The organism is Streptomyces sp. NPDC051963 (assembly GCF_044593495.1).
Lineage (GTDB): Bacteria > Actinomycetota > Actinomycetes > Streptomycetales > Streptomycetaceae > Streptomyces.
In genome coordinates this window covers 153,951-166,542 of the sequence record NZ_JBIUCC010000011.1, presented here as the reverse complement: position 1 = coordinate 166,542, position 12,592 = coordinate 153,951, and the positions used below count along the sequence as shown (strand labels likewise).

At 71.3% G+C, this 12,592-nt stretch carries 14 protein-coding genes; 11 read left to right on the top strand and 3 right to left on the bottom strand.

All coding sequences use genetic code 11. The features are described from left to right. Positions 1-41: 41 nt before the first annotated feature. Positions 42-776, top strand: a complete 735-nt coding sequence (locus ACIHFB_RS39335; protein ID WP_400129408.1) for a YidC/Oxa1 family membrane protein insertase — start codon at positions 42-44, stop codon at positions 774-776. Between the two features lie 14 nt (positions 777-790). Here ACIHFB_RS39335 and ACIHFB_RS39330 read toward each other — a convergent pair whose 3' ends face one another. Next, positions 791-1,576, bottom strand: a complete 786-nt coding sequence (locus ACIHFB_RS39330; RefSeq protein ID WP_400129407.1) for an SAM-dependent methyltransferase — start codon at positions 1,574-1,576, stop codon at positions 791-793. Positions 1,577-1,826: 250 nt separating this feature from the next. Between ACIHFB_RS39330 and ACIHFB_RS39325 the strand changes: the two genes are divergently transcribed. Then, a complete protein-coding gene (locus ACIHFB_RS39325; RefSeq protein WP_400129406.1) occupies positions 1,827-2,684 on the top strand; it encodes a fumarylacetoacetate hydrolase family protein in 858 nt (285 codons plus the stop codon). A gap of 103 nt (positions 2,685-2,787) precedes the next feature. On the opposite strand, the gene ACIHFB_RS39320 is transcribed toward ACIHFB_RS39325, so the two are convergent. Together ACIHFB_RS39320 and ACIHFB_RS39315 are read right to left on the bottom strand one after the other, a co-directional pair. Continuing rightward, the gene (locus ACIHFB_RS39320) at positions 2,788-3,294 is read right to left on the bottom strand and encodes a heme-degrading domain-containing protein (protein ID WP_365283225.1); all 507 of its coding nucleotides are present in this window, start codon (positions 3,292-3,294) and stop codon (positions 2,788-2,790) included. Continuing rightward, entirely contained in the window at positions 3,291-4,364 is a 1,074-nt protein-coding gene (locus ACIHFB_RS39315; RefSeq protein WP_365283223.1) for a Gfo/Idh/MocA family oxidoreductase, read from the bottom strand. The genes ACIHFB_RS39320 and ACIHFB_RS39315 overlap by 4 nt, the downstream gene beginning before the upstream one ends. 78 nt (positions 4,365-4,442) lie before the next feature. On the opposite strand from ACIHFB_RS39315, the gene ACIHFB_RS39310 reads away from it, so the two are divergent. The 9 genes from ACIHFB_RS39310 to ACIHFB_RS39270 all read left to right on the top strand — a co-directional run bounded on the left by ACIHFB_RS39310 (position 4,443) and on the right by ACIHFB_RS39270 (position 12,577). After that, positions 4,443-5,606, top strand: coding sequence for an ROK family protein (locus ACIHFB_RS39310; protein WP_400129480.1), 1,164 nt, complete (start codon positions 4,443-4,445; stop codon positions 5,604-5,606). Between the two features lie 34 nt (positions 5,607-5,640). Continuing rightward, positions 5,641-6,312, top strand: coding sequence for a VOC family protein (locus ACIHFB_RS39305; RefSeq protein WP_400129405.1), 672 nt, complete (start codon positions 5,641-5,643; stop codon positions 6,310-6,312). 139 nt (positions 6,313-6,451) lie between these two features. Then, entirely contained in the window at positions 6,452-7,195 is a 744-nt protein-coding gene (locus tag ACIHFB_RS39300; RefSeq protein ID WP_400129404.1) for a hypothetical protein, read from the top strand. A gap of 31 nt (positions 7,196-7,226) precedes the next feature. Further along, positions 7,227-7,982 (top strand): GntR family transcriptional regulator, encoded by a 756-nt coding sequence (locus tag ACIHFB_RS39295; RefSeq protein WP_365283217.1) that lies wholly within the window; start codon positions 7,227-7,229, stop codon positions 7,980-7,982. Between the two features lie 142 nt (positions 7,983-8,124). Further along, positions 8,125-9,249 (top strand): TIGR03364 family FAD-dependent oxidoreductase, encoded by a 1,125-nt coding sequence (locus tag ACIHFB_RS39290; protein WP_400129403.1) that lies wholly within the window; start codon positions 8,125-8,127, stop codon positions 9,247-9,249. Then, entirely contained in the window at positions 9,243-9,917 is a 675-nt protein-coding gene (locus ACIHFB_RS39285; RefSeq protein ID WP_400129402.1) for a phosphonatase-like hydrolase, read from the top strand. Before ACIHFB_RS39290 ends, ACIHFB_RS39285 begins: the two co-directional genes overlap by 7 nt. Further along, the gene (locus tag ACIHFB_RS39280; RefSeq protein ID WP_365283211.1) at positions 9,914-10,981 is read left to right on the top strand and encodes an ABC transporter ATP-binding protein; all 1,068 of its coding nucleotides are present in this window, start codon (positions 9,914-9,916) and stop codon (positions 10,979-10,981) included. Before ACIHFB_RS39285 ends, ACIHFB_RS39280 begins: the two co-directional genes overlap by 4 nt. A gap of 35 nt (positions 10,982-11,016) precedes the next feature. Next, a complete protein-coding gene (locus ACIHFB_RS39275; protein ID WP_400129479.1) occupies positions 11,017-11,793 on the top strand; it encodes a 2-aminoethylphosphonate ABC transporter permease subunit in 777 nt (258 codons plus the stop codon). Beyond that, entirely contained in the window at positions 11,780-12,577 is a 798-nt protein-coding gene (locus ACIHFB_RS39270) for an ABC transporter permease (RefSeq protein WP_400129401.1), read from the top strand. The genes ACIHFB_RS39275 and ACIHFB_RS39270 overlap by 14 nt, the downstream gene beginning before the upstream one ends. The last annotated feature ends 15 nt before the right edge of the window (positions 12,578-12,592 follow it).

Here is a 12,592-nt window from a genome sequence, read left to right as displayed (position 1 = left end):
TCCACTGACCGGCACGACGAGACCCGACGGAGGGCCCATCCATGTCCGTTTTCGCCAACCTGGTCGAGCAGCTGGCGCAGCTGCTCGAACCGTTCTTCCACGCCTCCGCGGCTGCTGCCGCGATCGTCCTGTTCACCGCGTTCGTACGGCTGTTGGTGCATCCCCTGTCCCGTGCGGCGGCCCGCGGGCAGAAGGCGCGTACGCAGTTGCAGCCGAAGATCGCCGAGCTGCGGAAGAAGCACGGGAAGAGCCCCGAGCGGCTCCAGCAGGCCGTGCTGGAACTGCACGCCGAGGAAAAGGTCTCACCGCTGGCCGGGTGCCTGCCCGGCCTGTTCCAGTTGCCCGCGTTCTTTCTGCTCTACCACCTGTTCTCCAACCCGACGATCGGCGGCGAGGCGAACGAACTGCTCGGCCATGAGCTGCTGGCCGCGCCCCTCGGTCATCGCTGGGTCGACGCCCTCGGTGACGGCGGGGTGTTCGGGGCGGCCGGGCTCGTGTACGTCGCACTGTTCGCCCTCGTCGCCGCCGTCGCCGCGTTCAACTACCGCCGTACCAAGCGGATGATGGCCGCGACCGGCAGCTCCGTCCCCGTCTCCGTCCCCGTCGGCGGTGGCGGTGGTGAGCAGGTGCCGGGGCTCGGGGCGATGACGAAGGTCATGCCGTTCATGTCCTTCTTCACGCTGGTCACGGTGGCGGTGGTGCCACTGGCGGCCGCGTTGTATGTGGTGACCAGTTCGACGTGGAGCGCGGTGGAGCGGGCGGTGCTGTACCGCTGAGCCCCGCCGGAGGGTCAGCCGGTCGTCTTGCGGGCCACGCCGCCGTAGAAGCCGATCTCGGCGGCTCGGGGCGGCGGCGGGGTGTCCGGGCGCCAGAACGGGACCTGGGTCAGGCCGGGCTCGACCAGGTCGAAGCCGTCGAAGAAGCGCTCGACCTCGGCGTGGGAGCGCAGGTTCATGGTGGCGGTGGCGTTGTTGTAGACGGCCCGGGCGTCGTCGCGATCCGCGAGGTCACCTGTGGCGTGCGAGAGGACCAGGTAGCTGCCGGCCGGCAGTGCGTCGCGCAGGGTGGCGATGATCTGCGCGGGCTGCTCGGCCTCGGTGACGAAGTGGAGGACGGCGAGGAGGAGCAGCGCGACCGGCTGGTCGAAGTCGATGATCCTGCGGACGTCGGGGTGATCGAGGACGGCCTGCGGGTCGCGCAGGTCGCCGAGTGCGACGCTGGTCGCGCCGGAGCGGCTGAGCAGCGCGTCGGCGTGTGCCTTCACGATCGGGTCGTTGTCGATATAGGCCACGCGTATGTCGGGTGCCGCTTCGTGGGCGACCTCGTGCACGTTCGGGGAGGTGGGCAGTCCGGTGCCGATGTCGAGGATCTGGCGGACGCCGGTGCCGACGACGTACCGGACGGCACGCTGGAGGAAGGCGCGATTGGCCTGTACGCCGATCCGCACCTCGGGCGCCTTGGCGGCGAGCGCGTCGCCGGCCAGCTGGTCGACCTCGTAGTTGATCTTGCCGCCCAGCAGATAGTCGTAGATCCGCGCGGGGTGCGGCCTGCTGGTGTCCATCTCCTCGGCGCTCATGGCGACAGCCTTCCATAATCAACTTCCGTGCACAGGACCAGAGTTCGATTTCTGTGTGGTCACGTGTGGTCGTGTGTGGTTCCCTTGTCGCTCCTTCGTGGGCATCGGTGTCCGGTCCAGTCCGTGAACCAGGTCTTGCGGAGTGGTCGTCGACCTTGGAGGATCGACCAGTCCTCCGATGGCTGCGTGCAGGCCGCACACCGGCCGTGGCCGGTCGGACGGGCGCACGCGATCGAGGGAGATTGTGATCATGAAGCTGCTGCGAGTCGGTACGGCGGGAGCGGAGACGCCTGCGCTGCAAGACGCCCAAGGGGTTCTGCGGGACGTGTCCGGCCTTGTCCCCGACATCGACGGAGCGCTGCTCGCCGACCATGCGGCGCTCGACCGGATCCGGGCCGCCGCCGAGGCCGGTGAGCTGCCCGTGCTGGATGCCGCCGGGCTGCGCGTCGGACCGCCCCTCGCACGGATCGGCAAGGTCGTGTGCATCGGGCTGAACTACCACGACCACGCCCGTGAGACGGGGGCCGAGCCGCCCGCCGAGCCGGTGGTCTTCTTCAAGGCCGCGGACACGGTGGTCGGGCCCTACGACACGGTGCTGGTGCCCCGGAGGTCCGTGAAGACCGACTGGGAGGTCGAGCTGGCGGTCGTCATCGGGCGTACGGCCCGGTATCTGGAGTCCGCGGAGGAGGGGCTCGCTCATGTCGCCGGGTATGCGGTGGCGCATGACGTGTCCGAGCGGGAGTTCCAGATCGAGCGGGGCGGGACCTGGGACAAGGGGAAGAACTGCGAGACGTTCAATCCGCTGGGGCCGTGGCTGGTCACGGCGGACGAGGTTCCGGATCCGCAGCGGCTGTCCCTGAAGCTCTGGGTCAACGGGGAGCTGAAGCAGGACGGGACGACGGCTGAGCAGATCTTCCCGGTGGGTGAAGTCGTGCGGTACGTCAGTCAGTTCATGACGCTGTATCCCGGTGATGTGATCAATACGGGGACGCCGGCGGGGGTGGCCATGGGGCAGCCCGAGCCGAAGCCGTATCTGCGGGCCGGGGATGTCGTCGAGCTGGAGATCGAGGGGCTTGGTCGGCAGCGGCAGGAGTTCAAGGACGCGTAGGCGCTCCGCTGGGAGAGCGGGGGAACTGCGCTTCGTTGTCGACTGCGGGCCGTATGTGGCTGGTCGCGCAGTTCCCCGCGCCCCTGAAAGAAGCGGCGTTGTCCTACTGCTTCTCCAGGAAGTGCTCCAGCGCCTCCACCACGAAGCGGTGGTCCTGCAACTGCGGCAAGCCGCTCACCGTCACCGAACCGATCACGCCCACGTCCTCCACGGTGATCGGGAAGGACCCCCCGTGGGCCGCGTACTCGTCCGGGTCCAGGCGGGCGGAGTCCTCGAAGGTCGTGCCCTTGGCCCGGAAGCGGGCGCCCACGAGGTAGGAGGCCGAGCCGTAGCGTTCCACCACTCGGCGCTTGCGGTTGATCCAGGCGTCGTTGTCGGGGGTGGAGCCGGGCAGGGCCGCGTGGAAGAGCTGCTGGCCGGCGCGGTGGATGTCGATGGCCACCGGGGCCTGGCGCTCCCTGGCCATCTCGAACAGCAGCGAGCCGAGGGCCCAGGCGTCGTCGTAGGTGAAACGGCGGAAGACCAGCCGGCGTTCCTGGGCCTCCAACTCCTCCAGCGGCGGGGTGAGTTCGGGGTGGAACTTCGGGGTCAGCTCGGAGTTGTGCGTCACAGCGTCACCGTCACTTGGTCGCGGGCGGAACGGCGGGCCGCCTCCAGTACGTCGAGGGCGGCGGCCGCCTCCAGCGCGGTCACCGGGTTGGGACCGCCGTCCAGCAGGGCCTTTGCCACGGCCGCATAGTAGGCCGGGTAGTCGCCCGGCAGGGTCGGCTCGGGACGGCCGCCGCCGGTCAGCGGGGACTCTCCGGAGCCGACGTGACCCCAGAGCGACTCGGGTTCCGTGCCCCAGTCGGCGGTCGTCGCGGGCCGCTGCCCGTCCTTCAGCGCCGCCTCCTGCGGGTCCAGGCCGTACTTCACATAGCCCGCCTGCGAGCCCAGCACCCGGAAGCGGGGGCCGAGTTGGGCGGTCGTCGCGGAGACGTAGAGGTGGGAGCGGACGCCGCCCGCGTGCGTGATCGCGATGAACGTGTCGTCGTCCGTCTCGGCGCCGGGGCGGCGGATGTCCGACTCGGCGTACACGGACGTGGCGGGGCCGAAGAGGACCAGGGCCTGGTCGACGACGTGGCTGCCGAGATCGTAGAGGAGACCTCCGATCTCTGCGGGGTCACCGGACTCGCGCCAGCCGCCCTTCGGCTGCGGGCGCCAGCGCTCGAAGCGGGACTCGAAGCGCCATACGTCGCCCAGCTCGCCCTCGGCCAGCAGCTTGCGCAGGGTCAGGAAGTCGTTGTCCCAGCGGCGGTTCTGGAAGACGGAGAGCAGCAGTCCGCGCTCGTCCGCCAGCGCCGCCAGCTCGCGCGCCTCGGCCGCGGTGCCCGCGATCGGCTTGTCGACGACCACCGGGAGGCCGGCCTTGAGGGCGGCGGTGGCGAGTGGGACATGCGTCTTGTTCGGGGACGCGACGACGATCAGGTCCAGCTCGTCGGCCCGGTCGAACAGCTCGTCCGCGGTGGCGGCGACGCGTACGTCCGGGAACTCGGCGCGGGCCTGCTCCGCGCGCTCGGGGTTCGAGGTGACCACTGTGTCGAGGGTGAGGGCCTCGGTGGCGGTGATCAGCGGGGCGTGGAAGACGGAGCCTGCGAGGCCGTAGCCGACCAGACCCACGCGGAGAGGGGTAGCACTCATGTCTCCCACTTTCGCAACGCTGTTGCCAAAGTGCAAGCGCCAGGGACAATGGGTGGCGTGAACAGGTCGAAGGGCGGCATGCGGGGGATGGCGGCGGCGCGGGCCGCGGACGGCGTGCGGGTCGGGGACGGCGTGCGCGGTGTGCCCGGCGGCGTGAATCTCCTCGCCCTGCGCAGCCACAACACCGCGCTCGTGCTCGACCTGCTGCGCACGGCCGGCGCCGACGGCATCAGCCGGCTCGAACTCGCCGAGCGCACCGGGCTCACCCCCCAGGCGGTCAGCAAGATCACGGCACGGCTGCGGGAGGAAGGCCTCGCCGCCGAGGCCGGCCGCCGCGCCTCCACGGGCGGCAAGCCGCGGACCGTGCTCCGGCTGGTCCCGGAGGCAGGGCACGCGGTCGGGGTGCACCTCGACCGCGATGAGCTGCGGGCTGTCCTCGTCGACCTCAAGGGGAGCGTGGTGGGGGAGCGGCGCTCCTCCTTGGACCTGGGGGCGGGGGCCGAGGCCGTGGTGGGCGAGGTGGAGGAGGCGGTCGCCGCCGTGCTGGGGCCGGACAGGCCGGATACGGTGCCCGGGCTCACCGGCGTCGGGGTCGCGCTGCCGGGACCGCTGGACCATGCGCGCGGGGTGCTGCACCGGGTCACCGGGTTCCCGGAGTGGGACGGGTATCCGCTGCGGGCCGCGCTGGAGGGACGGCTGGGCGTACCGGTCGTCGTCGACAAGGACACCAATGCCGCCGCGCTCGGGCTCGCGGTCGGTCGTGGCGGCGGGGGCGGGTCCTTCGCGTATCTCCATCTCGGTACGGGGCTCGGGGCTGGACTGGTGATCGGCGGGAGCGTGCATCGCGGGGTGCGGACCGGGGCCGGCGAGTTCGGGCACCAGGTCATCCAGCTCGACGGACCGCCCTGCACCTGCGGCAACCGCGGCTGCATCGAGGCGCTCTGCCTGGGCGCCGTGGCACGCGGCGAGATCGACGAGGCGGCGCGGGTGCTGGGCGCGGGCGCCGCGAACCTGGTCGGGCTGCTGGACATCGACGTGGTGCTGCTGGGCGGTCGTACGGTGGCTGCCGCGCCGGAGGCGTTCGTACGGGGAGTGGGCGCGGTTCTCGCCGGGCGCGCCCGGCGTGAGGGGGCGGGCGAGGGCGTGGTGCCTGTGCGGGTCGCGCCGGGTGGCGCGCGTGGGGTTGCGGAGGGCGCGGCGCAGTTGCTGCTGGCGCCGTTGTTCGGGCGGAGTGACGGGTAGCGCTCACCGGGGTACCGGCTGGGAGCATGGCTGCATGGACATGCTTGGCAATCAGGAGATTCTCAGGGAGATCGCGTCCGGGCTCGGCGACTGGCGCAAGCTTGCCCAGCCCATCGCCGCGCGATATCGCGTCGGTGGCATCGCGAGCGCGGCTGCGTTCGTGGCGGCGGTCGCCGAAGTGCCGGTCGCCGTGGGCCAGGACCCGGAGATCCGGCTGGGGCGTGGATTCGTCGACGTGGCGCTGTCCACCGTCGACGGGCGGACCGGAGGGCGGTGGGTCACTCCGGACGATCTCGAACTGGCCCGTGCCATCAGCGGGATCGCCCGTGCGCAGGGCTTGATCGGCGTGCCCGGCGAGGTCGCACAGCTGGAGCTTGCGCTCGACACCGCCGACGACAAGCTGGTGGGGCCGTTCTGGTCCGCGCTGCTGACGGGCGAGCCCGGGCATGTCGTGGAGGACACGGTGCTGGATCCTTCGAACCGGGTGCCCAACCTGTGGTTCCAGCGGACGGAACGTCATGAGACCCCGCGGCAACGGTGGCATCTGGACCTGTGGCTTGCGCCCGAGGTGGCGGAGGAGCGGATCGCCGCGGCGGTTGCAGCCGGCGGCACGGTGGTCGACGCCTCAAAGGCGCCTTCGTTCACGGTTGTTGCCGATCCTGACGGCAACAGGGTTTGCATCTGTACGGCGCTGGATCGGGAGTAAGGGGTCCGCTGGACGTGGTCTGCCGGTCGTGGTCTGCCGTTGGTGCTCCACCGTAGGGGCGTATCCGCGCCGCCGATCGAGGGCGGTCCCGGCATGGCGTCCCCGGAACCCCCGCCCCACCCTCCATGCTCATGTGTTCATGCGACTGTGCACGCCCGTCTCCCTCTGCCTCGCGGCGGCAGCCGCCCTCCTCTCCGCCCCGGCGTACGCGGACACCGACGCCGCCTGCACCGCCCCCGACGGCGGCATCTTCCCCCTCACCACCCGTATCCACGGCGGCCCTGGCACCTACGAGGCGGGCGGTGGCTACGGCACCTGGTCTCTCGATCTCACGAACGCCACCGACGAGGAGTGCTCCGGCATCCACCCGGTTGTCGTTCTCGTCGACGAGAAGCACGCGCTGAAGCCCTCGCAGCCCCGACTGGAGTTCTACGACGGCCCGCAGCCCCGTCCGGTCCGCTTCGAGGCGACCGATGCCGATGAGCTGGTCGGCGCGTTCGGAGGCGACGGCGACGGCAGTGACGGCTTCCCCGGGTTCACCGTGGGCCCCGGCAGGACGGTCACCGTGAAGGTCAGGCTGGCCGTCACCTCGGACGCCGTGCCGAACGTGGTCACCGCCAACGCGGCCGTCGTGCAGCGGCATGACGACGACGGCGACTGGGTCGGCCAGTCCGACGACTACCGCTTCGGCATCGACTCCGATCCGGCGCCCACCCCGGCGCCGCCCCCCGAGGCCTCCGCACCGCCCACCGCCCGCCCCCTCCCCTTCGCCGACGAGCTCGCCCGCACCGGCATCGGCACCCGGCCGGGCGCCCTCGCCGCCACCGTCGTCTTCCTGCTCACCACGGGCGGCGCGCTGTTCCTCGTACGGAGGCGGCGCTGAGCGCACCCCGGCCGTCTGCGACGATCCCTGCGTGGACTACCCGAACGACCAGCACCCCGCCGCCCCCGTCCGCTCCGGCATCCCGGAGCACGGCCGCATCCCCAAGTACTACGCGGTGAAGGCGCAGATCTCCGTACTCGTCGACGAACTCGGAGAGGGCGGGCTGCTGCCCACCGAGCGGGACCTCTCCGAGCGGTACGAGGTCGCGCGGGAGACCGTGCGGCAGGCGATCCGTGAGTTGGTGCTGGAGGGGCGGCTGCGGCGGCAGGGGCGCGGCACGGTCGTCGCGGGTCCGAAGCTGGAGCAGCCCCTGTCGCTCGCCAGTTACACCGAAGGCGTACGACGTCAGGGGCGCACCCCCGGCCGTAACCTCGTCACCCTCGACCGCTTCCCCTGCCCCGACGCGCTCGCCGCCGAGACCGGGCTCACGCGCGGCGAGGCCGTCTGGCATCTGGAGCGCGTGCTGCTCGCCGACGACGAGCGGGTCGGCCTGGAGAGCACCTACGTCGCCGTGGCCCGCGTGCCCCGCCTGGACGCCGACTTCGAGCCGGACTCTTCCTTCTACGCCTACCTCCATGGACAGGGCATCGTCTTCGGGGACGCCGACGAACGCATCGAGACGGTGCTCGCGACACCGCGCGAGGCCCTCCTCATCGGTACGCCGCCCGCCCTTCCCATGCTGCTGATCCACCGCGTCTCGCGGGACACGGGCGGCCGGCCGCTGGAGCGGGTGCGGACGCTGTTCCGGGGGGACCGGTTCTCCTTCACGACCCATCTCCGCGGCTGAGAAACACCCAATGTCTGTCGCTCCTCATGGACACGAATGATCACGAATTGATAACGGGTCTAGCCCAAATGTGATGACCGGTTCACGCTCTCGTTGTCAGCCGGATCCTTCCGGTTACCCGATCGCGAGGAGCGTGGCCGTTGTGAGAGTGATAGTCGTCGGAGCAGGCGTGGTGGGCACCATGCACGCCTGGCAAGCAGTGGAACGCGGCCATGAGGTCGTACAGATCGAGCGCGAGGCGGAGGCTCGCGGCGCCTCGTTGCGCAATTTCGGCCAGATCTGGGTGAGCGGGCGCGCGGGCGGCGAGGAGCTGGAGACCGCGCTGCGGGCGCGGGAGCTGTGGGAGGAGGTCGGCGGCCGGGTGCCGGGCCTCGGCTTCCGGCCGAACGGCTCCCTGACCCCCGTCCGCGGCGACCTCGAACTCGCCGTCGCCGAGGCCGCCGTAGCCCGCGAGGACGCACCCGCCCGCGGCTACAAGCTGCTGACCCCCGACGAGGCACGCGCCCTGAACCCCGCCCTGCGCGGCGAGTTCAGCGCCGCCCTGTACTGCGAGCGGGACGCGGCCGTCGAGCCGCGCACCGCCCAACTCGCCCTGCGCGCCGAGCTGTTGAAGTCACCGAGGTACACGTTCCTGCCCGGCAGGGAGGTCCGTGAGGTGATCGGGCAGGGCGCCGTCCGGGACGACCACGGGGACATGCACTCCGGCGACGTCGTCGTCCTCTGCACCGGCGCCTGGCTCGGCGGCCTGGTCCGTGAGCTTGCCGGGGCCGAACTCCCCGTCCGCCGCGTACGCCTCCAGATGATGCAGACCGACCCGCTCGGCGAACCGCTCACCACCTCGGTCGCCGACGCCGACAGCTTCCGCTACTACCCGGCGTACGCCTCCGCGGCCCTCGACGAGCTCAACGCCCGTCAGGCCCAGGCACGGACGGCCGCGGACCACCGTATGCAACTGCTCATGGTGCAGCGCGCCGACGGCGGGCTGACCATCGGCGACACCCATGAGTACGAGCACCCCTTCGCCTTCGACACCCTCGAAGACCCCTACGACCACCTCACCGAGGTCGTCGAGTCCTTCCTCGGTCGCCCGCTGCCGAAGATCCGGCGGCGCTGGGCCGGGGTGTACGCGCAGTGCACCGACCCGAGCCGGGTCGTGCACCGGCAGCAGGTGCGTGACGGGGTGTGGCTGGTCACCGGGCCCGGCGGGCGCGGCATGACCTGCTCGCCCGCGATCGCCGAGACGACAGCCAAGGAGCTGGGATGGTGAGCGAGCCCGAGAACATCCGACTCGTCGTGCTCGACATGGCCGGTACGACCGTCGCCGACGGCGGCCTCGTCGAGCGGGCCTTCGCGGCCGCGGCGCGGCGCCTGGGAGCCGATCCCGACGCGATGGTGGACTACGTCCGCGCCACCATGGGCGAGTCCAAGATCTCCGTCTTCCGGCATTTGTTCGGGGAGGAGACGAAGGCCCAGGAAGCCAACAGGGCCTTCGAGGAGGCGTACGCGGAGCTGGTCGACGGCGGGCTCGTCGCGCCGATCCCCGGTGCGCGCGAGACCATCGAGCAGCTCAGGTCGCAGGGCCGCACGGTCGTACTGACCACCGGCTTCGCACGCACCACGCAGGACGCGATCCTCGCCGCGCTCGGCTGGCAGGACCTGGTGCCGCTGACGCTGTGCCCCGCCGACGCCGGGGGCCGAGGACGCCCCTACCCCGACATGGTCCTCAGCGCGTTCCTGCGGACTGCGGCGGCTGACGACGTCCGGCAGATCGCCGTCGTGGGCGACACCTCGTACGACATGCTCAGCGGGGTCCGCGCGGGGGCGGGCGTGGTCGCCGGTGTCCTGACCGGTGCGCACGACGAGGACGCGCTGCGGGCGTCCGGGGCCACCCAAGTGCTGGGTTCCGTGGCGGAGTTGCCGGGAGCGCTCGCATGAGCAGCGGCATCCGCTTCGACTCGGTCACGGTCGCCTACGACGGGAACGTCGTCCTCGACGCGCTCGACCTCACCGTCGAACCCGGCGAGGTGATGGCCCTGCTCGGGCCGTCCGGATCCGGCAAGACCACCGCGCTGCGGGCGGTCGCCGGGTTCGTACGGCCCGTCTCCGGGCGGGTGTACCTCGGCGAGCGCGATGTGACCGAACTGCCGCCGCACCGGCGGGGGATCGGGATGGTCGTCCAGCAGTACGCGCTGTTCCCGCACATGCGGGTCGAGGACAACGTGGCCTTCGGGCTGAAGGCGCGCAAGGTCGACAGGAGCGAGATACGCGGGCGGGTCGCCGAGGCGCTGGAGATGACCGGGATGGCGGCGTACGCGCGCCGCCATCCCCGGGAGCTGTCCGGCGGCCAGCAGCAACGCGTCGCCATCGCCCGGGCGCTGGCCATCCGGCCCGGCGTGCTGCTCCTCGACGAACCGCTGTCCGCGCTCGACGCCCAGCTGCGCTCCGGGATGCTCGCCGAACTCGCCCGGCTGCACCGGGAGTTGCCCGACGTGTCGATCCTGTACGTCACCCACGACCAGGTCGAGGCGCTGACGCTGGCCGACCGGATCGCGGTGATGGACCGGGCCCGACTCCAGGACTGCGGGACCCCTCACCAGCTCTACCGGGCGCCGAGGACCGAGTTCACGGCCTCCTTCGTGGGCAACGCCAATCTGCTGCCCGTGACGGTGGGGGAGGGCGGCGTCTCCTTCGGCGGGCGCGAGATCGAGGTCGGCACGTCAGGTGCCGCGCCCGGCGCGCAGGCCACCCTGTGCGTACGTCCCCACCTCGTCGGCCTCGGTTCCGGCCCCAACCAACTCGCCGGAACCGTCGACGAGATCCAGTGGCGGGGCGCCACCCACCGGCTGTACGTCGATGTGGACGGCCACCGGCTCATGGCGGACCTGCGGGAGCTGAAGGCTCCGCCGGCTCATGGGGATGCGGTGACGCTGCATTTCGCACCGGAGGATGCGACACTCCTGCCCGCCGGAGTCACCCCCGCCGGAGTCACCGATGAGTAGGCGGCTGCTGTGGGCCGCGCCCCCCCGTCGCAGTCCTGGCCCTCCTTTTCCTCTACCCCCTCGCCCTGGTCGTCCAGCAGTCCTTCCAGCCCGACACCGGCGGGACCTCGCTCCAGCCGTACTCCGATGTCCTCGGCTCCGAAGCCTTCCGTGAGGCCCTGTGGACCACTGTGTGGCTGGCGGTCGGGGCGACCGTCGGGTGTCTGGTGCTCGGGTTCGTGCTGGCGCTGATCATCGCGTTCGTGCCGTTCCCGGGGGCGCGGAGCGTCGCCAAGTTCATCGACGTCTTCCTCTCCTTCCCGTCCTTCCTGATCACGCTCGCGCTGCTCTTCATCTACGGCACCGTCGGCATGGCCAACGGCCTCTGGACGGACGTCACGGGTGCGGCCGACGGGCCGTTCCAGTTCCTGACCACGCCGTGGGGAGTGCTCCTCGCCGAGGTCACGTACTTCACGCCCTTCGTCGTACGGCCGCTTCTCGCCGCCTTCTCGCAGCTCGACACCGCGCAGCTGGAGGTGGCGGCCGGTCTCGGCGCGCGGCCCGCGCGGATCATCCGGACGGTGATCCTGCCGGAGGCGCTGCCCGCGCTCGCGGCCGGCGGGAGCCTCGTCCTCGTCCTGTGCCTCAACGAGTTCGGGATCGTGCTCTTCACCGGAGCGAAGGGCGTCACCACCCTCCCGATGCTCGTCTACAGCAAGGCGATCCTCGAGTCCGACTATCCGGGCGCGTGTGTGGTCGCCGTCGTCAATGTCCTGATCTCCGTGGGGCTCTACGGCCTCTACCGGGTGGTGAGCCGTCGTGCTGGTGCATAGCCGGAAGGGGAGGTACGCAGCCTGGGCGCTGTTCCTCGTCCTCTTCCTCCCCCTGTTCGCCCTGCCCCTGCTGGTGATCCTGGCCGCGTCCTTCGCCACCAACTGGTCCAGCGTCCTGCCGTCCGGCTTCACCACCGGGCACTACGACGCCGCCACCCGCGGCGAGGCCCTCCAGGCGCTCACCACCAGCCTGGTCACCGCGCTCACCGCGAGCCTGCTGGCGCTGGCCGTGGGGACCTGGGCCGCCCTCGCGGCCTCCGGGCTGAAAAGGCGCCAACGACGGTTCCTGGACGCCTTGTTCGTGCTGCCCGTCGCCGTGCCCTCCGTCGTCGTCGGGCTTGCGATCCTCGTCGCCTTCTCCAAGCCGCCGCTGCTGCTCAACGGCACCCGGTCGATCGTGATCCTCGCGCACGCCGTTCTCGTCACCGCGTTCGCCTACCAGTCCGTGTCGGCCGCGATCGCCCGGCTCGACCCGGCGTACGAGCAGGCCGCGGCCTCGCTCGGCGCCCGCCCCTCCTACGTGCTGTGGCGAGTGAAGCTGCCCCTGCTGCTGCCCTCGCTGACCGCCGCCGCCGGCCTCTGCTTCGCCCTCTCCATGGGCGAGTTGAGCGCCACGATGATGCTCTACCCGCCCGACTGGACTCCGCTTCCGGTCCTCATCTACGCGGCCACCGACCGCGGCGCCCTGTTCGCCGGCTCCGCGCTCGCCGTGGTCCTGATGACGGCGACGCTGATCGCCCTGCTCGCCGTCTCCCGCGTACGCACCAAAGCCTCGTACCGCTGACCGACCGACAACCCT